The organism is Pseudomonas sp. URMO17WK12:I6 (assembly GCF_003253625.1).
Taxonomy (GTDB): domain Bacteria; phylum Pseudomonadota; class Gammaproteobacteria; order Pseudomonadales; family Pseudomonadaceae; genus Aquipseudomonas.
The window spans coordinates 248287-267468 of record NZ_QKYZ01000009.1; the positions used below are offsets into that span (position 1 = coordinate 248287).

At 56.8% G+C, this 19182-nt stretch carries 11 protein-coding genes; 4 read left to right on the forward strand and 7 right to left on the reverse strand.

Annotation, left to right across the window (positions count from 1 at the left end):
* Positions 1-144 precede the first annotated feature (144 nt).
* From F475_RS18435 to F475_RS18445, 3 genes are all read left to right on the forward strand, one after another.
* Positions 145-333, forward strand: coding sequence for a hypothetical protein (locus F475_RS18435; RefSeq protein ID WP_017337097.1), 189 nt, complete (start codon positions 145-147; stop codon positions 331-333).
* A gap of 209 nt (positions 334-542) precedes the next feature.
* Entirely contained in the window at positions 543-1259 is a 717-nt protein-coding gene (locus F475_RS18440) for a TorF family putative porin (protein ID WP_111454431.1), read from the forward strand.
* A gap of 77 nt (positions 1260-1336) precedes the next feature.
* Positions 1337-2206, forward strand: coding sequence for a DUF6279 family lipoprotein (locus F475_RS18445; RefSeq protein ID WP_111454432.1), 870 nt, complete (start codon positions 1337-1339; stop codon positions 2204-2206).
* A gap of 18 nt (positions 2207-2224) precedes the next feature.
* Here F475_RS18445 and F475_RS18450 read toward each other — a convergent pair whose 3' ends face one another.
* A complete protein-coding gene (locus F475_RS18450) occupies positions 2225-2617 on the reverse strand; it encodes a transcriptional regulator (protein ID WP_111454433.1) in 393 nt (130 codons plus the stop codon).
* A 201-nt stretch (positions 2618-2818) separates the two neighbouring features.
* Here F475_RS18450 and F475_RS18455 point away from each other — a divergent pair, with 201 nt between their 5' ends.
* Positions 2819-3553 carry a thioredoxin family protein gene (locus F475_RS18455; protein WP_111454434.1) on the forward strand — a complete coding sequence of 245 codons (735 nt, stop codon included), beginning with the start codon at positions 2819-2821 and terminating at the stop codon, positions 3551-3553.
* A 281-nt stretch (positions 3554-3834) separates the two neighbouring features.
* Here F475_RS18455 and F475_RS18460 read toward each other — a convergent pair whose 3' ends face one another.
* The 6 genes from F475_RS18460 to F475_RS18485 form a co-directional block, all read right to left on the reverse strand.
* Positions 3835-4164 carry a hypothetical protein gene (locus tag F475_RS18460; protein ID WP_111454435.1) on the reverse strand — a complete coding sequence of 110 codons (330 nt, stop codon included), beginning with the start codon at positions 4162-4164 and terminating at the stop codon, positions 3835-3837.
* Positions 4165-4180: 16 nt separating this feature from the next.
* Positions 4181-4741, reverse strand: a complete 561-nt coding sequence (locus F475_RS18465) for a hypothetical protein (RefSeq protein ID WP_111454436.1) — start codon at positions 4739-4741, stop codon at positions 4181-4183.
* A gap of 179 nt (positions 4742-4920) precedes the next feature.
* Positions 4921-5157, reverse strand: coding sequence for a hypothetical protein (locus tag F475_RS18470; protein ID WP_111454437.1), 237 nt, complete (start codon positions 5155-5157; stop codon positions 4921-4923).
* Between the two features lie 943 nt (positions 5158-6100).
* Positions 6101-6460 (reverse strand): ribonuclease toxin immunity protein CdiI, encoded by a 360-nt coding sequence (gene cdiI, locus F475_RS18475; RefSeq protein ID WP_111454438.1) that lies wholly within the window; start codon positions 6458-6460, stop codon positions 6101-6103.
* 16 nt (positions 6461-6476) lie between these two features.
* Positions 6477-18269 carry a filamentous hemagglutinin N-terminal domain-containing protein gene (locus F475_RS18480; RefSeq protein WP_111454439.1) on the reverse strand — a complete coding sequence of 3931 codons (11793 nt, stop codon included), beginning with the start codon at positions 18267-18269 and terminating at the stop codon, positions 6477-6479.
* A 24-nt stretch (positions 18270-18293) separates the two neighbouring features.
* Positions 18294-19182: ShlB/FhaC/HecB family hemolysin secretion/activation protein (locus F475_RS18485; protein ID WP_146602938.1), on the reverse strand; the 889-nt coding region annotated here is incomplete at its 5' end.

The window sequence follows — 19182 nt, forward strand, 5'->3', positions numbered from 1 at the left end:
TTAAAACAGCAGCTTAGGGGACTATTCCAAATAATAACTTGCGATTATTCGCGCACCTGCCGTGTGTATTTCGGGAGGATATTTACCAAGCAATTGTCAAGTATTTCCTGTACGATGCCTGGCCAAGTTAATTTCTACAGGTTAATGGCCGCCATGCGTGTAAAAGCATCCAACAGCAAAGCAAAGCCAGCTCCAGCCGTTGAAACCAGCGAATCGATCAACAATCAGATCGCTGCGTTCCTCAAGTCCGGTGGCGAGATCCAGCAAATTGCCAAAGGCGTCAGCGGCCAGACGTTCGGCCCGTCCAAGCAGATCACGCTGGGCAAAAAGTAATTCCCCCGTTTTAACTGGTCCCTAAGCGCTTTGAGCTTCGAAGCGCTTGGACTGGAACCCTCCAGCAACACCCCATAAAACAAATCAATATTTCAACAATCGACGAACGGCCCTCGATGCCGAACATTCGCCGGTATGCTTGCACGTGTCTGGATCAAGCGTTTCAGCAGGTTTTCACCACCTGCTCCTCGCAGCTCATGGAGTGACGCATGCTCAAGCCCTCTCTTTTCCTGCTCGCCAGCCTGTTGTGGTGTTCCGTCGCCCATGCGCAAGTCTTCCAGCGCGAATTGGGCGATTTCGATCTCAAACTCGCCACCACCCCCAGCCGCAGCATGGCCCAAGGGCTGGTCAAACCCTCGACGACCGGCTCGTTCCACGGTGGCCTCGACCTGAGCCACGACAGCGGCTTCTACGTGGGCCAATGGTCCCCCAGCATGGGGCTTAGTCCTTCGAGCAACCTTGAAGTCGACTCCTACATGGGCTTTAAACAGCCCTTCGATCACTCCCTCGGCTACGAAGTGGGCATGATCCATTACAGCTATCCCAAAGTGGATACCCTCGACAGCCAGGAGTTGTTCGGCGGCCTGACCCTGCTGGGCAGCCGCTTCGGCGCTGCCTTCAGCAACGACCCGGACAAACAGAACAGCACCCTGTTCGCCGACCTAAGTGGCAATCAGCCGTTCGGCATCGGGGTCAGCCTGAAATACACCACTCACCAGCTCAATACGCCGGTGTCCGTTGACGGTGGATATGTAGGCAGTTTTACCGACTGGTCGGTGAAATTGTCCCGGCCGTTCATGGGTATCGACCTGGACTTGATCTACAGTGACTCAAGCCTGAGCGGCAGCGATTGCTCCGCCTATTCCGGCCACAATAGCGAGTGCGACGGTCTGGTCACTCTCAAGGCTGTACGCGCCTTCTATTAATCGGCTGAACTGCCAGGCTCGTCCTGCGTTCACATAAAAGAACCCAATAAAAAACCAGGTCTTCGCAAGGGCTTGCCATGTCGCATTGGTTGAAACAGATCACCGTCATCCTCACGCTCAGCCTCACCATCGCCGCCTGCACCCGCGTGGGCCTGGCTTACCGCAACCTCGACGTGATCATTCCCTGGACGCTCAGCGACTACCTGGACATGAACCGCCAGCAAAAAGACTGGTTGAACGAGCGGCTCAAGGAACACCTGCGCTGGCACTGCACCACGCAACTACCCGGCTACCTCGACTGGCTGAATCGTTTACAGACCATGATCGAGACCAACCAGATCACCGACGCCGAGCTGCAAGCCCGTACCCAGGAAGCCAAACAAGCCATCGCCGAAACCGCCCGGGAAATTACCCCATCGGCCATCGAACTGTTGCAAGGGCTGGATGACAAGCAAGTCGCGGAAATGAACGACGCTTTCGCCAAGGACCTGCGCAAACGCCAGGAGGAATACCTCAAGCCACCTCTAGAGCAACAGATCAAAGAGCGAAGCAAGCGCATGGAAAAACGCCTGAATGCCTGGCTCGGACCACTCAGCCCAACCCAACAGCAACGGGTGATGGCTTGGTCGAGCGCCCTGGGGGATCAGAACAAAGAATGGATTGCCAACCGCGTCCATTGGCAACAGCAATTCAGCGCGGCGGTCGCGCAACGTCAGAGTCCGCAATTCCCACAGCAAATCGAGACACTTCTGGTTGATCGCGAGAGTTTATGGACCCCCGCTTACCGTGTGGCCTATGCCAACACCGAAGCCCAGGCTCGGGCATTGCTGGTGGACTTGATGGCCGAGAGCACGCCGTTTCAGCGTCAACGGTTGCTGCAAAAGATTGAAGACATGCGCAAGGATTTCACTGATTTGAAATGCCTGAAAGCGGCGCAACGAGGCTAGGTTCTAAAGCTGCAAGCTTCACGCAATCTGAGCCTTCGACGCCACTTCATCAAACGTCAACTCATCCAGCGCATCGTCCTGCTCATCCAGCACCTGGCGCGGATGCTCATTTCCCGGGATGCTGCTGTCGATCAGGCTCAACAAACTCGAGCCCCGGGGTGTCAAAATGTAATTCTCGCCATTGCCACCCTGATCCTCCGGCCGAGGCTCGATATACCCCCGCAACAGCAGTATTTTTTCGTACTCACCGGCCATCGTTTTCAGGCGATCCAGATTCTCGAACGGCTCGCCCGCGGAGGCTTTCGCCGCCGCATACTGCTCGGCATAAGGCCGTGGAGTGAAACTGCGGCCAGCACTGTTCTGCACTTCGTGCAGTAAATGCTCGATCAAATCCCAGTTATAAGTCGTCATCCTGATCAACCTCCAGTGCCCACGAGTGAAATGGCCTTCATAGGTTGTGACCGACAGGGAGTGCAGCCGTTCAGCCGAGTTCTTTCCCCCAACCGACCGGCGGCCTGTCGATTTGAGCGCAGGCCAAACGACTAGGCTGTGTAAGACGGTTTACCCCTCTGCGCGGATCGACTTTCGCCACAGCAAGCAGGAGAAATCACCATGAACATTCAGACTCATCCGGTCGTGTCCCGGGAAGAATGGGTCGCGGCCCGCAAACAACACTTGGCCCACGAAAAAGCCTTCACCAAAGAACGAGACAAACTCAGCGCCGAACGCCGCGCCCTGCCCTGGGTAAAAATCGACAAACCCTACCGCTTTCAGGGCTCCAACGGCGAACTGAGCCTGACCGACCTGTTCGGCGGCCGCAGCCAGTTGATCGTCTACCACTTCATGTTCGCCGCTGGCTGGGACGAAGGCTGCCCAGGCTGCTCGTTCCTCTCCGACCACATCGACGGCGCCAACCAACACCTGGCCCACCACGACGTCGCCGTGGTCGCGGTTTCCCACGCACCGTTCGCCGAATTCCAACCGTTCAAACAGCGCATGGGCTGGAAATTCGACTGGGTCTCGTCCGAAGGCTGCGACTTCAACTACGACTTCGGCGTCTGCGCCCGGGCCGAAGACGTCGCCACCGGAAAAGCTACCTACAACTACGAAAAAACTGACGGCGTTGAGGAAGAACTCCCAGGGCTTAGCGTGTTTTATCGCAATGAAGCAGGGGAGACTTTCCATACCTATTCAACGTATGCCCGAGGCCTGGATCTGCTGGTTGGTGCCTACAACTACCTCGACCTCACGCCTAAGGGGCGTAATGAAGAGGAGATCATGGATTGGGTGAGGCATCACGATCGGTATGAAGACAAGGTGTCAGCTAGTTGCTGCCATGGTGGGTAGATCGCAACCCTTTCGGAGCGAGCCTGCTCGCGATGACTGACTAACGTTCAACATGGATTTCGACTGATGCACCACTATCGCGAGCAAGATCCCACAGGAGGTAAGTGGCGTTGTGTAAATTGCATTCAGACGTCCGACTTCAACAAAACGGGCGACCTATGAGTCGCCCGTTTTTAATGCCTGCCCAATGTTTGGAATACACAACTCAAAGGACGAATAAAGGTTTTTGCCATACTCCATCCCAAACAAATATATCTGCCTCCTTCATGTCCCGACCCAAGCTAATCATATTTAAATTCAACCGCCAGCTTACTGACAGCAACATCCAATGTAATTACACAGCCACTCCAGATCGGACACCCACCCGTTATTCCGTTCTGAATATAGATTTTTCGAAGTTCAACAAGACAGTCAAACAATTCCGAATCCACTTGAGCGCTGACGGGGCTAAACCAGTCCTGTTTACCATCCTCATCCACATAATCAAATAGAAACTGGCAATGATCGTTCTCTGGAGATAGCTCCGCCTCGACTATGACCTTCATAGCGATCGCGGGGGATGTATCCAGCAAAATATGTCCGAGCTGCAGATAAATATCATCTTCGCTCATTATTCACACCACCACTTTACATTGAAGGCACGCTCGCCACGGGAATGCGTTCCTGAGCCTGAGTTATATCGTAAACATGCTGCTCACAGCGGCTATCAACAAACTGGAACTCCACCAAATAGACCTTGCTTCTTTCTGGTGTGAAAGTGGTTTTGAGCGGACCGCAACTATAGATATTCCCAACACCCGCGCTATTCGAATAACCCGATACTTGGAATGGCTGATCGGCATCGGCCTGCACTTCCAGCTGCGGGAAGCGTTTAAGCGTGGCGCTGTTGGCCGCTTCGTTGAGTTTGGCGATCCAGCCGAAGACCTTGCCCTGGCCTGAATCCACCACGGTTCCAAGCACCTCCATACGCTGGTCAGGATCCGCTGCGCGACGGATCGAGAACTCTACTGGGGAAGTGTTGCCTGATGCTTTCATGATGACCTTGGCGTGTTGCGCATCGACGGCCACCTTGTTCTGACTCAGCTGGACACCGTCTTTCAGCAGACTGGGGGAAGAGTCCCGGACGTTGGAATGGCAGCCTGGTAATGCCAGAATCAGGGTCAGTGCTAGTAGTGTGGTTCTTTTCACGTCTGAATGTCCTTGAAAGCGTATGTTCGGCTGATGAGAACATATTTGTCAAAGCGGCGCGTCATAAACGCTGAGTTCGCTATAGGGGGACTGCCACATCCCAAAATCAGACAGATTTATTTTCTGGCCGTCGCATAAAACCAAACAAATAAATCCGCCCTTTTTTTCAAACTATTTCATTAAGAAGCCCACTGGGTTTTCCCAGGAAAACTTCCGCCTCTAGAAAGACGAATTAGCTTCATAGCAGCTCTTTTCGACCACTCTCCATTTACATCCAGAGGACACTCTTTCAAAACATGAATAGTTTCACCCTTTTTCCCCAGCCGTATTATCCCAACCTCCAAATTCCGGCCAAACGTGTATTCAACATACTCTTCAGTTTCTACAACCTTATCCATCTCTATATAAAATGCCATATAACCCTTCTCAGTTACCTAGTGGACTCGGGTATCGGAGCTGTGTTTTATCAATAGGAAAATGGACAGGAAAAGGGGACGGATTTATTTTCTAGCCACCGCACGAGCCAAACAAATAAATCCGTCCCCTTTTCTTTCCTTTTCTTTTTTCTCCGCTAAACAAGCGTGATCTGCCCCCTTACAAATAACCTGCACTTTTCAACATTACCAACAGCTCAGTATTTAGTGACTCATCAATAACCCCTTCAGATTTTCCCGCCCCCCTCCAATGCCAGATAAGTTGCATAGCAAGACTATCAACATCGATAAATTTCTCATGAAAAATCTCACTAAGACGTATATTAGTAAGTTTAGGATCAACCTCTATCAAGTCCCTAAAAACCTGACACGGCAACCCCCCCCCTCAGAATACCCTCAAGCATAAATCCTCCACTGCAAAATATCACTTCATGGCTTTTTGAAAACAACCGTGGTTATATCATTAAACATACCAGTTTCAGGCGCTTGAACACTGGTAAAGCCATATTTCGCGGCAAGACGCCCCGTCCAAGTATTCGCAGCGGCCTGAGTAGGCGGCATACCTTTCGTCAAATTAGACAAGTACTCTGCGGTATTAACGCTATTTCATATCGCTAAAGTGCGACACAGAAAACGTAGTCTGCCCCCATTTTCTGCCATTCTCAGGATAAACGTGGTCTGTCCCCGTTTCTCCCTGGCGCAGCGGACGCGGCTCGAACTCTCGAAAAACCTTGGAGAGACTTGAGCACGTATTGCGAGCCGAGGTACATCAACAGGCGCAGGCGCTGGGGTAGATTTGTGGGGATCCCTCAGGGTCTGTCCCCGTTTTTCTACAGAGTGAATGGAAATGCGCACCTGCAGGTTGCCCATCTCCCGTTATGTGAACAAGCAAATCCGATGAACTTGGATTTATACAACGCCAACCTCAGCACAAACGATCCAACAACTTACGCACCTCCTCTATATCTCCAGAATGTAACCTTAGATACTTATCACAAGCAAGCTTTAGATACTCACAAAATACTTCATCACTTACAATTATCGACACATCCTCTTCTAGGATATATCCACTGGAGAATCTAACCCCTTCAAAATGATCCTCCTCAAAGTAACTATTCATATCAGGAAAACTACAGTACGCGCCATCTGTACTAAACCCCCACCCTTTAACAAGATACTCTACTGCCTCAATAAACCTACCATCATTGTACATCCTGTCAAAGTAAGCTTTTATTACCCAGTGCAAATCCCGACGATCATAGGGTTGACCAAACAATTCGCTCACACCATTACCCCTTTATTCATCTCGGGTGAAAGTTACGGACCGTACCGGTAGTCGGATCCAGATAAATCCTGAACTTGATACCTCCCGCCTCACCATTATAGGCGTTCATCCCTCGGGTCATGGCGTTGATGTAACCATCTGCCGCCGCCTGTTGCCCAAGCTCCAGCATTTTCTGCTCGGTTATGATTCTCGGATCATATACAGTCTTTGTAAATACTTCAGCTTTGTAGCCCGTCACATTGCCAGCTCTATCGTAAGACGGAACTTGATACTTAATCGTACTGATCCCGTTGGTAAATTCTGGTTCCTGACCGATGATCTTCACTCCATTATCAGTGGCTGCTTTCGAGAAGGAGTCCAAATTATGAGTTCCACTGATACCTTTTTTCTGCGAAAAGCCATCAAACTCACTCAAGTGATACTTGACATTCGGATTAATGCTCATTCCGTCCGGAAAGGCTGCCACGCTTTTCCCGCCATAAGACGCGATCGCTTTACCCGCGATAAATGTGGCAATGGTACCGACCATGACCTTGACTTGTGGATCGGAGATATCCAGCCCCAGTGACTGAGCAAAGGCTTCCGCGCTCGGCATGGCTATTGCTGCTGTCGGTACCACATTTGCGTCAAGATTAAACTGGTGGAAAGATTCAAAAATGCGCTGGAGGTCAGGAGGCAACCCAACATCATATTCACCACGCTGATATCCCAGTACTGTGTTGTAGATATCGAGCGAGGCCTTCTGGCAGCTCTTTATATCCACCGCACACACCTCTTTCAGTACCTGCTCGTTCGCCAGATGCTTCTCGAAATACTTAATGGCGACACCATCACACGATTTGGTTGCTTTACAGGCTTTCAGCTCTTTGGCGAGCTCCTGCATTTCGGCATGATTGAGATAGTTGTATTGCGTTGCGTTCGACGTCACAGTTGACGCGACCGACGCATCTCCACCTGTGAATGCTGCCGTCAACACCCCTACCAGTTGCGAGGCTGCCATCAGGTTGCTCACACCCTGACGATATTCAAGACTGTTAGTGTCCATACCTTTGGGCAGTAGATTGTCAGCCAGGAAATCAACCAGCGCTTCATTCGCCCCCGCAGCAATCGCTCCGGTACGGAAGTCCCCGCCCATCGCCTCGGCCATCAAGCCACCCAACGCGGCATGCATGACGACTTTGGACAATTTGCCATCTTCGAAAACGGTAATGTCACCGATTTTGTTAGCAGTCACCGCCCCGGCAATGCTGACGACCGAACCCAGTGCCGAGGCCACCAGATTGTCCTTGAGGCTCCCGCCCATGATCGCCGTTTTTACAAAAGCATCCGCCGTTGCCTTGATGGCAACGGTTTTTGCTGCCTCCACATCGAACTTCAGCTCAGTAGGGACGAAGCCAAATTTGGCGGCGATCCCTGCCGTGACACCCGCTAGCACATAGCCTTTTAGGCTCTCGGACGAAAAGACGTCCTTGAAGGTGTCTCCTAAATTGCCTTTGTTATTGATCGTACTGACTGCAGCAGTGCTGGCCATGGAGGTCATTACCGCCGTAGCGACGATGTTGCCCAACCCCGCAGCCGTTGTCGCAGTAGCCGCCGCCGTTGTTGTAGCCAAGGTTCCGCCCGCGGCACCCATGGCGCTACCGGCAGAGGCCACCGCAGCACTGGCCGCGCCTGCGGTGAGGACACTGACGATGATAATCACCGCCAGCATGGCCGCTGCCCCCATGCCCGAACTGCTGTACTTGAAGGCGTCGTGGGTTTCCTTCACTAGTCGCCAGTCAACATCACCACGCTTCTCGGCGTCCTTGAGCCAGGCCAGACCTGGATCAGCCTTGACCATGGCATCGATGGTCTGACTGACGGTGTTCTGATTGATGTCCTTGATGTCGATGTTCAAACCTTCGACGGCATGAATCACCAGATTGCCATTGGCGATCATTTCGGTCTGACGCAATGTTTCGTCAGTATTTCCTCGACCTTCGGCTGAGTTCCAGGACAGGCTGGAATTACTCTTCTCGTGGCTCTCCTGATGCAGGTCCTTCACGCCCTCAAACGTGATGGCCCCACCACTGTTGATGGTCAAATCGTTTCCGCTGTCGAGCTTGGCAGCCTGGTAATGTTGATCACCGCCGCTGACGATCACCATATTGCCGCCGGAGGTGATTTCGCTGCCGATGTTTTTCACATCGGTGACTTCATCACGTTTGGTTTTCTTCGAACCGAAGGAGCCTTTTTTCTTCTTGTCATACAGCGAATAGTCAGTATCTTGCGCCGCGAGAATATCGAGGTTGTCACCGGCCACCAGGTACGCCTCGTCGCCTGCGGTAATGCGGCTGGAGATCACGGCGAGATCGTCACCGGCACTCAACGCCACGTCGCCGCCCGCCGTAATACCCGACATGACCTGGCTGACGTGATCTTCCTGCACGGTAAGTTTTTTGCTCTTGGACAGGGAGTGACTCTCATCCGCCGCCGAGCTGATGACCAGATTTTCGGTTGCCGTCATCGCGATGTCGCGCTTGGCATCGATCTGGCTGGCGATCACGCTGATATCGCGGCCCGCCTGGGCCGTCAGATCACGGCCGGCGCTGACGCTGGCCCCCAACTGAGTGATGTCGCTGCTGTTGTGCCTGCTGTCGCGGACCACACTGTTGATGACCTGCGTCGAGGACACGTTGAGGTCTCGTCCGGCATTCAGGTCCATGTCACGGCCGCTTTGCAGCACACCACCAATATTGTTGATATCCCGCCCCGCCGAGATGCTGAGGTCATTGGCGGCTTCAATGCGCGCGGCGCTGTCAGCGAAGTCGTGATGTTGCGTACCAAAGCGTGTGCTGCTGTCTTGCGAAGTAATGGTGCGCTCGTTGATCACGTCTCCCATGATCGCGTTCACGGTCACATCACGACCAGCAAGAATGCCGCCAGACTTGTTGATGACGTCATTACCCGCCAGCACATCAAGACGATTACCCGCCTGAATCAGACCACTGTTGACCAGATCGTTGCCCGCAGTGGCCTTCAGGTCATTAGTCGCTCGCAACGTACCGACGTTATCGAGGTTCTGCCCCGCAATCAGCGTCACGTCCTTGCCGGCAATCAGCGCACCGGTCGGGCCGAGGCGGCCTTCTGCCTGTGCCAGATACAACACCGGCACCAGGACTTTTTCGCCGTTCACTTCGTGCTCTTCGAGCCAGACGATGTCGTGGGTCAGCGCCGCAACTTGCTGAGACGTGAGGCTGACACCCACCGATAGATTGAGTGTGTCCTTGCTGGCGATGGCGTTGTTCATCAGGTACTTGAACAGGCCTTCGTCGGTGGTCTGGCCGTCGATGTAGCGCTGGCCAGTGCGAGCGACGACAGCTTGCTGGATCAGGCGCTGTTCGTAGAGGCCGTCGCCCAGGCGTTTGGCGCTGGTGTCCGGGTCGTAGCCGAGGTTGCTCAGCAGGTAATCCGAACTCATGAATTGCTTGAGGTTGGTGAGTACCGGATTGGTTTCGATCAGGTACTTGTGGCCGTTGGCCGGCGCTTTCACGTCCGGCAGGCCGGTGACGCGAGTCAGGGGACGAATGACAGTCGTGGACTTGCTGTCGTTGCCGAGTCCGCCTCTGCGAGGAGTGACCGACGTCACGGAAGCGTCGAGTGTGCTGGCGACGCCTGCAGTCACCGTCGGTAGGTGCGTGACCGGGTCTACGGCGTGATCACTGCTGGAGAGGATCGCCGGGGTGTCTACCAGCAAGTTGCGTGGGCCACCACCGCTGCTAGCAGCGACCACGTGTCCCTGTGTAATGACGTTTTCACCGCCCAACGTCCAGCCTGGCGGATGTGCCGTGACTGTCCCCGGTGCGACATCGCTCGTGTCCTGAGTGCTCAGACGGAACAGGCCGTTCTCCCCGGAGGGGAGACTAAAGCCCGGCAATGTCAGCGGGTTGACTTGTTGCTGGGCCAGATCGGGTGGCAGTTGGCTGTTGAGCCTGATGACGGTGGTGCCGGTACCGCTTGCCTTGGTGTCCGCGACTTTATTGGTGCCACCGGTGGAACCGTAGTCCTGGTGGATGACACTGTTCTGCAAGTCCTGGGCAGCGGTGATCGAGACGTTGCCGCCGGCCTGGATGACCGCATTGCGCCCGGTGCCGACGCTGCTGCCATCGCGTGCCGTTTCAATGTCACTGACCAGGGTGTAGTTCTGCAGGCCGGTCGGCAGTTCCACCAGGTTGTTGCGATCGTATTGGGATTGCGGGCTGGTAGAGCCGTAGGAATAACCCGAAAGGGTATTGGTCACTGCCTTGTTGGTCACCGTGTCCTTGACCACGACCAGCTCAAGCAGGCCGCCATCATGACCGGGCTCACGGCCTGTGACAGAGAAAGCAGTACCTAAACTAAAACCTCCAGAACCGTCGATGTAGTAGAGGTTCGGGAAGTCCGGGTTGTTGCGCTGGTTGTATGCCACCACCTGCGGCATGAAGCGATTGACCGTTCCGTCGGTGACGGTGCCGGTCCGATAGATACGCGTGCGCTCGATACTGCCGCTGACGGCACCAATGTTCCTCAGGTTGTTGGCATTGATGGTGATGTTGCCAGTCGCACTGACAGTGCTTTTGCTATTGAGGAAGTCGCCACCGTTGAAGACGAAGTCACCACCTGCGGTCAGTAAGGCGGATGTCGTGGTGTCGCTGTCCTGCCCGCCTTCGAAAACTTCCCGGGCAATGTAATTGACGTCGTAGTGGTCGCCACTACAATCGCTACATTGCACCGCCAGGAAACCGGAAACCAGGGTACGCGTCAGGCCAAAGTTCTGCGTGCCGTCGTCGCCCGAAGTACGGTTGGTGAAGGATCCGGCGTTGAGTGTGAATGTGCGGCCGCTCTCCATGGAGCCGGAGATGTTCGAGACTTGGCTGGCCTGGGCCGCCCCGCCGAATCCCCTAACCACAATATTACGTAGTCCGTAAATGTCACCGTTCTGGTTGGTGAAAGTACCAACACTTAGTGTCATGTCAGCACCGCTGAAGATCAGGCCGCGATCATTGAGCAGGGACGTGGTGTTGATATCAAGGTATTCAGCTGAACCCAGAGTACCGTAGTTGGCAACACTCCCGGCATTGACCAGCAAACCATCGTCCGACGTGATGCGGCCCGAGTTGTTGAATTGCCCGCCGACTTTGATTGTCGAGTCCGAACCACCCGCAATACTGCCGGCCGCCCTGAGATTCAGTTGTGCCGCGGCCAGGGAAAGGCCACCAATGCTCGACATCCGCCCGTTGCCGCTGTAACTGCCGGCCAACTGCATATCCATGACACCATCACTGGCGATCAGGCCATTGTTGGTCCAGTTACCGCCACGAGCCTGCAGGTAGTCAGAGGCCAGCAACTGGCCACTGGCAGTCTGACTGAAATTGTTGACGTTGACGTTCAAGCGCCCGGCCTGGATGACGCTGGAGTTGGTCCAGGTATCAGCATTCAGATCCAGGGTACCGGCGGTGGTGATGCCGCCTCCGGCGCCAATGACGTTGGCGGTGGAGATATCAAACCGGCCACGACCAACGTGATTGAGTTTGCCCCCGGCATTCAAAAAGCTGCCAACGGCCAAGGTCAGGTCGGTGTTGGCGGTCTCGAGCACGCCATTGCGGTTGTCCAGCAAACCGCCGATCTGGAAGCTGGTCTTGTCGGCACTGCCCAGGGAGCGAAGCCGACCGGTCTGGTTATCGACGCTGGCGGCTTTTACCGTCAGCGTGGTGTCGCTTTCGACGATACCGTCGCGGTTGTTCAGGGCGCCGCTGAGGCTGAGGTCGATGCGGTTACCCGCAATCTGACCGTCGCTGTTATCCAGACGGGTGCCCGTCACACCGACCAGGCCCTTGGCGTAGAGCACGCCATTGCGGTTGTCGAGCGCGGCGGTAGTGATGCTCGCATCAGTGGCTTGTGCCGAGATCCGTCCGCCGTTGTTGTCCAGACCGGCCAGTGCCGACAACGTCAGGCCCTGGGCTTGAATGATCCCGCCCTGGCGGTTGTTGTTGAGGTCGTAACCGTTGCGCAGTACGCCGACGGTTCGCGCTTCAAGGGCGCCTTTGATGCTCGACAGCACGCCACCGCGGTTGTCGATGTTGGCGGCTTTGACGGTCACGACACCGTTCTGGGCAATGACCTTGCCGCTCTGGTTATCGAGGTCGCCACTGACGTCGAGGGTCAGGCCGTTCTGGGTCTGAATCACGCCTTTGCCGTTAGCCATGCTGGCGGCTTGCAAGTTCAGGCCGGCGTTCTGGCTGTAGATCAAACCGTTGGCGTCGTTGCGTACCGCGCCGCTGGCGGTGATCTGTAAGGCGTCCTTGGCGGCGAGGGTGCCGTTGTTGCTGTTGTCCAGCAACCCGGTCAGGAGGGTCAGCGTACTTTGGCTGGCGAGTTGGCCGTTCTGGTTAGCGAGGTCGGTAACACCCTTGATCAGCACCGGACCGGCACCGACCAGTTTGCCGCTGGTGTTGGTCAATGCACCGAGCAGATCCAGCGTCACTGCGCCATTGCCGGCGATGGTCCCGGCGGTGTTGTCCAGGCCGGTGGCCGTGGCATTGATCGCCTGTTGCGCATTGATCGTGCCGCCAGCGTTGGTCAAAACGCCGGTGGTGATGTCCAGTGCGGCGCCACTGTTGATCAGGCCGCCCAGGTTGTTGTTGAGGGATTCGCTCAGGGTGAGGGTCTGCCCCGCCGCGCTGCTGAGAATGCCTTTGTTACTGTTATCCAGGCTCTTTGATTTGACGCTCAGGCTGCCCTGACTGACCAATGCCCCGGCATCGCTGTTGAGCAAGACACCCTTGAGGTCCACGGCAACATCACCGTTGCTGCTCGAGAGCGTGCCGTTGTCGCGATTATCGAGGCTGTCGCCGTTAACGGTCAGTCCCTGCCAGCCGGAGATCAACCCCTTCTGGTTGACCAGGCTGGTGCCTTTGACGGTCAGTAGCTGACTGCTGATCAGCTTGCCGGCGCTGTTATCCACGGCCCAGGCAATCACATCGAAACCGAGGTTACTGGAGATTTCGCCGTTCTGGTTGTTGAGATCGCGCAGGTGCTTGAGGGTCAGTGGCCCCTTGGCCATGAGCAGGCCGTTGCGATTATCCAAGTCGCCGTTGGCCAGCTCCACGGTGACGGCTTTTTCGCCGAGCAGGCGTCCCCCGTTCTGGGTCAAGGACGTCAGGGTCAGGTCGATGTCGCCCTTGGCCGAGACTTCGCCCTCGTTGCTGGAGTCCAGGCTGGTGGCCGTCAGGGTCAGATTGCCCTGGCTGTTGATCAACCCGCTATCGCGGTTGTTCAGTGCCATGGCGTTGAGGATGACGGCACTGGCGCCGAGCACGGTGCCGCTCTGGTTATTGAAGTCAGCGCTGCCGACTTTGAGTAATTGAGCTGCGTTGATCAGGCCCTTGGCATCGTTGCGCAACAAACCGTCGACAGTCAGTTCGAGGTCGCCACGGCTGGTCAGGCTACCGCCGCTATTGTTCAGGCTGGCGGTGCGTGCGTCGAGGGACGCAGCGCCGATCAGGCCCTTGACGTTGTCCAGCGCGTTGGCGATGCGCAGGATCAGGCCCTGATTGCTCAGCAGTTTGCCGTTGCTGTTGTCCAGGCTTTGCGCGGTCAGCGTGAAGGCTTCGGCGCTGGAGATTTCACCGCCCTGGTTGTTGACACCCTTGAGTTGCTTGAGCAGCAAGGTGCCGGGGGCATTGATCAAGCCGTTCTGGTTGTTCAGTTGGCCGTTATTCAGGTCCAGGCTGAGGCTGCTGTTGCTGAACAGCTTGCCACCCTGCTGATCCAGCCCGGTGACCGACGCGGTCAAGACACCCTGGCTGCCGATACGACCATCGTCCTGGTTGGTGACCTGACCCGCGACGAGGTTCAGGGTGCTGGCGCTGTTGAGTCGGCCGCCCTGGCTGTTATCGAACGCGCCGGTGGTGACCGTCACTGCGCCTTTACCGCTGATGCTGCCTTGCTGGCGGTTGTCGAGGCTGGCACTGGTGAGCGTGAGCGCGCCATCGGTGACCAGTGCACCGCTCTGGTTGCTGACGCTGCCGTCGCTGGTGAGCTTCATATCGGCCGCGCTGGAAAGACTGCCCTGGGTGTTGGTCAGTTGCGTGGTGTTGACGGTCAACGTCTCTTCACTGCTGACCTGGCCCTGGCTGTTGTCGAATGCGCCAGTCAGGTTCAAGTGCATGTTCTGCACGCTGAGCAGGTTGCCGCCGCTGTTATCCAGCAGACGCCCTTGCAGGTTAAGCGCGGTGGTGGCGCTGAGCAGGCCTTTGTTACGGTTGAGCAACTGGTCAACGTTGAGGGTCAGTGCCTGACCGGTGAAAATCCGGCCGCCATCGCTGTTGTCGAGTTTTGTGCCGGTGAACGACAAATCGGCGTTGGTGCTGACTTCACCGCCGCGGTTATCGAGGTCATCGACGGTCAAGGTCATGGCTTTGGTGGACCCCAACAAACCGCTCTGGCGGTTGTCGAGGGTGTCGGCGGTCAGCTTGAGCACACCGGTGGTGATCAACTTGCCTTGCTGGTTATTCAGAGTTTTGACCTGAACAGTGGAGTCGGCCTTGCCGGCAATATCGCCGCCACGGTTGTCCAGGGTGTCAGCAGTGAGCAGAAGTTCACCGTCAGCGATGATCGAGCCTTGCTGGTTCTCCAGTGTTTTGTCGGTGGTGAGTTCCAGCCGATCGTGGCTGCTGATCAAGCCTTCGTTGTTGTTGAGGCTGTCGCTATGGCTATCGATGGACGCGGCGGAAATCACGCCTTTGAGGTTGTTCAGGGCTTGCGCGATGCGCAGGGTCAGACCCTGATTGCTCAGCAATTTGCCGTTGCTGTTGTCGAGGTTCTGAGCAGCCAGTGTGAAGGCTTGAGCGCTGGAGATTTCACCGCTCTGGTTGTTGACGTCCTTGAGGTTTTTCAACATCAGCAACGGCGCGTTGATCAGACCGCCCTGATTGTTCAGTTGACCGTTGTTCAGGTCCAGGCTCAGTCTGGTTTGGCTGAACAGTTCACCGCCCTGTTGATCAAGCCCGGTGACCGAGGCGGTCAACGCTTGCTTGCTGGCAATCCGTCCGGTGGCGTTGTTGACTTGCTTGGCGGTGAGGTCCAGGGTGGTGCCGCTGATGAGGCGGCCGCCCTGGCTGTTATCCACGTTGCCCGTGACGACGCGAGTAGTATCTTTGCCGGATATCAGGCCTTTCTGGCTGTTATCCAGGCTGGCGCTTTCAAGGGTCAAAGTGGCGTCGGTGCTGATCGAGCCCCCCACGTTGAGCAAGGCGCCACGACTGCTCACGGACAGCGCACCGGCACTGCTCAGGCTACCGGCGCTGTTGTCGAGGCTGGCCGCGTTGACGGTCAGCGTTCCTTCGGTGCTGATCAGCCCCTGCCCATTGAGCAAGGCATCGTCGAGGGTGATCACCAACCCCTTGAGGCTGTTGAAGGTGCCGCCGGTATTATCCAGCGTGGTACCGGTCAGAGTCGTCGCGCCCTTGGTGACGATCAGGCCTTTGTTCTGGTTGATCAGTTTGGCAACGGCCAATTTCAGATCGGTAGCGGCGAGAATTTTCCCTCCGTCGCTGTTGTCCAGGTGCTGGCTTTCGATGTTCAGCAGCAGGCTGCTGGAGAGTTCGCCGGCCCGATTGTCGATGTCGTCGACCTTCAGTGCCAGCGCTTTAGTGGTGCCAACCAGTCCGCCATTGCGGTTATCAAGGGTCGTGCCGGTGAGGCTCAGGTTGCCTTGGGCGACCAGTGCCCCACCTTGTTGTTGCAGCAGGCCGATGGTGGCAGTGAGGTCACCCTGGCTGGAGATTCGCCCCACTCCGTTCTGCACCTCATCGGCCTTGAGGGTCACCGGTCCCACGGCACTGAGCAACCCGTCACTGTTGTCCAGACGAATACCGTCATAGGCAATACCGGCCTTGCCGCTGATCAAGCCTTTGTCGCGGTTATCCAGTTGGCCGATTTGCAGTTTCAACTGTTTGTCGGCCTGGATCACCCCGCCACGGTTATCGGCGGAAGCGCTGCTGACTGTCAGCGTATCTTTACCGGTGACTTTGCCACCGCGGTTGTCGAGGCTACCGCTACGTACATCGATGGCGCCCTTGGCGCTGATTTCACCGGTGTTCTGGTTATCCAGCAAACCGCTGATGCGTGCGGTGAGGTTGCCGTCGCTGACCACCACACCAGCGTCGCGGTTGTCGAGGCTGGCGGCTTTGAGATCCATGCTCTTGCCTGAACCCAATACACCGTCGCGGTTATCCAGTGCCCCGCTGAGGTCAATATTCAAACCCAGGTCTCCCAGGATCTGACCGCTGCGGTTGATCAGTGTGGTCGCATTAAGCCGAGTGATGCTGGCACTGGAAATTTCACCGTTGCTGTTGTTCAGCTGACCGATCGTGCCCGTCAAATTGCCCGTGCTGTTGATCACTCCCTTGGTGTTGAGAATTTGGTTAGCCGTGACGTTCAGCGCACCACTGCTCAGCACCCGGCCGTTGTTCTGGTTGTCCAGAGTCCCGACGGTGATGTTGGCAGTTTTCGCGGCGCTCAACGTGCCGCCCTGGTTATTCAATGCCTGCGCGGTGTTGACCGTCAGGTTGCGGCTGGCCACCACGCTTTTGCCGAGGTTGTTGAGGTTCTGCGCATTCAGGCTCACGTCGCCGCTGGCATTGCGGCTGGTGTCGGCGTTGACCCCGGCTTCGATGATGCCGTTGTTGGTCAGCACACCGCCGGCCGTCAGCGCGATGCTGTCCCGGGCCGCGAGGGTTTGCTGGTTGGTCAGGTTGCCCTGGGTTTGCACGTTGACGGCGGTGCCGGCGTAGACCGGGCCGCGCGCATCGAGGCTGGCCGCTTTGACATTGACGGCGCCTGCGGCCGAGGTTTGCGCCAGGCTGAGATGGCCATTGGTGTCGAGCTGGATATCGCCACCGCTGGCGGCCAGGTTGCCGTCGAGTTTCACCCCGACCCCGGCCTCGGTGCCGACCAGTTTGATCGCCCCGGCGTACATCCCGCCCAACGCGGAGGAGTCGATCGCCAGTTGTGGTTTGACACTGCCGTCATCGGCGCGAGCAGTGGCGTTGAGGCTGTCGGCGTTGACGTCGTTGCGACCGGCAACGATGGTCAGGTTTTTCGCCTGGATCTCGGCGTTGATCTTCGCGCTGCGGGTGATGATTTCAAACTGGTCGACGTTGTTGGCGTTCAGCCCGGCGCCGTCGATGGTGACGCTGCCCTGATCGACCTGGAAGCGATCGAGGCGACCGCTACCGTCGAGCACCGGCTTGCCGGTGGTCAACGTCACGCGCGGGGTATTGATGAAGCCGCAGCCGTTGCAGCTGATGCCGTAGGGGTTGGCGACGATGACCCGCGCCGACTGCCCCGCCACTTCGGTGTAGCCGCGCAACTGGCTGGGGCTGCCGCCGACCACTTCGTTGAGGATGGTTTGCGCCGCGATCCCGTTGGTCAGGTTCGGGTTGCCGACAATGATCCCGCCCAGTTGCGTCGCGCCGGTCTGCGCGGCGACGTTGTTGAGGATGACGCCTTGGGTGCCGACGTTGTAATCGTGGAACTGGTTATGCGACAGGCCCGTGCCGTTGGGCGTGGCGATCTGGACGATCGGCACGCCATTGCCCGCCTGCCCGAGGCTGGTGCCGGGCGTGGCCACCACGATCCCGTCGGCCTGGGCCCACATCGGCTGCCAGAACATGACGTTGGCCAACAGGAACGCCAACCCGCGCTTGGGCATGCCCCAGAAGTGCTCGCGATTTTTGACCGCAGCCGAGGGCTGGCTAGCGAGGAAGGCGTAATGGCGAACGTCCATGTCAGTGTTCTCGAAGAGGCGTAATTAGAGGAAGAAATCCACGCGGAAGTAGATCGGCGCTTCGCGCTCGGTCAGCACGTCAGGGCGTTCCAGGGAATGGGCAAAAGTCACGCTGGCGGCCACATGCTGACCCCGGGCAAACAACTCCACGGAATCGCTGGACATGCGCCCGTGCTGATCGCCGTTATAGCGGTCGCCACGGATCACACCCTGGTCGTAACCGAGGCTGGTGCCGTACTCGGCGAACACCGGGCGCAGCCATTCCAAAGTGATCGGATGGCTCCAGCGCAGTTCGTTGCGCCAGTAGCCGCCGCTGTCACCGGACAACGACTGGTCCTTATAGCCACGGATCGACGACTGCCCGCCAAGGCTGGTGCGCTGCGGGCTGAACAGCACGTCTTCACTACGCTGGCCGGTCATCAGGCTGCTGAAACTGAAGGACTCGCCCCACAGCTTGAACGGCTGCAGATAACTCGCGGTGGCGGTGTATTTGCGGTAACGCGCGTTCGGCTCGCCGGGGCCCGGATCGCCGTTACCCTGGGCGTCGAACGCGCCGATGCCTTGTTGCATGCCCAGGTCGAGGTTGACGAAGGCACTGCCGACCCGCCGACCGTGGTTGATGCCGAACTGCGCTTCGCTGATGCGGTTGCTGCTCAGCTTGAGCTTGCTGTCTTCAATGAAGTTGTTGGTGCGCAGGTACGACAGACCGGTGCTGAGGGAGGTCTTGCTCAGGGCGTCGCGATGGATCACCCGCTCGGCGCGCAACTGATGGTTTTCGCTGTCGCCGGTCTGCTTGAAATTGAAACCGTTGGCCTGGGCTTGCGAGCGGTACTCGCTCTGGCTGTAGGTGTAACTGAAGTTCCACCAGCCCCACGGCACGCTGTAATTGAGCAGCGCGTTGTTGGAGGTGTGC

What these genes read in the sequence shown, in the direction of transcription:
- F475_RS18435 (WP_017337097.1), top strand. Translation starts at nt 145, where the DNA reads ATGGCCGCCATGCGTGTAAAAGCATCCAACAGCAAAGCAAAGCCAGCT.
- F475_RS18440 (WP_111454431.1), top strand. Translation starts at nt 543, where the DNA reads ATGCTCAAGCCCTCTCTTTTCCTGCTCGCCAGCCTGTTGTGGTGTTCC.
- F475_RS18445 (WP_111454432.1), top strand. Translation starts at nt 1,337, where the DNA reads ATGTCGCATTGGTTGAAACAGATCACCGTCATCCTCACGCTCAGCCTC.
- F475_RS18450 (WP_111454433.1), bottom strand. Translation starts at nt 2,617, where the DNA reads ATGACGACTTATAACTGGGATTTGATCGAGCATTTACTGCACGAAGTG.
- F475_RS18455 (WP_111454434.1), top strand. Translation starts at nt 2,819, where the DNA reads ATGAACATTCAGACTCATCCGGTCGTGTCCCGGGAAGAATGGGTCGCG.
- F475_RS18460 (WP_111454435.1), bottom strand. Translation starts at nt 4,164, where the DNA reads ATGAGCGAAGATGATATTTATCTGCAGCTCGGACATATTTTGCTGGAT.
- F475_RS18470 (WP_111454437.1), bottom strand. Translation starts at nt 5,157, where the DNA reads ATGGCATTTTATATAGAGATGGATAAGGTTGTAGAAACTGAAGAGTAT.
- F475_RS18480 (WP_111454439.1), bottom strand. Translation starts at nt 18,269, where the DNA reads ATGGACGTTCGCCATTACGCCTTCCTCGCTAGCCAGCCCTCGGCTGCG.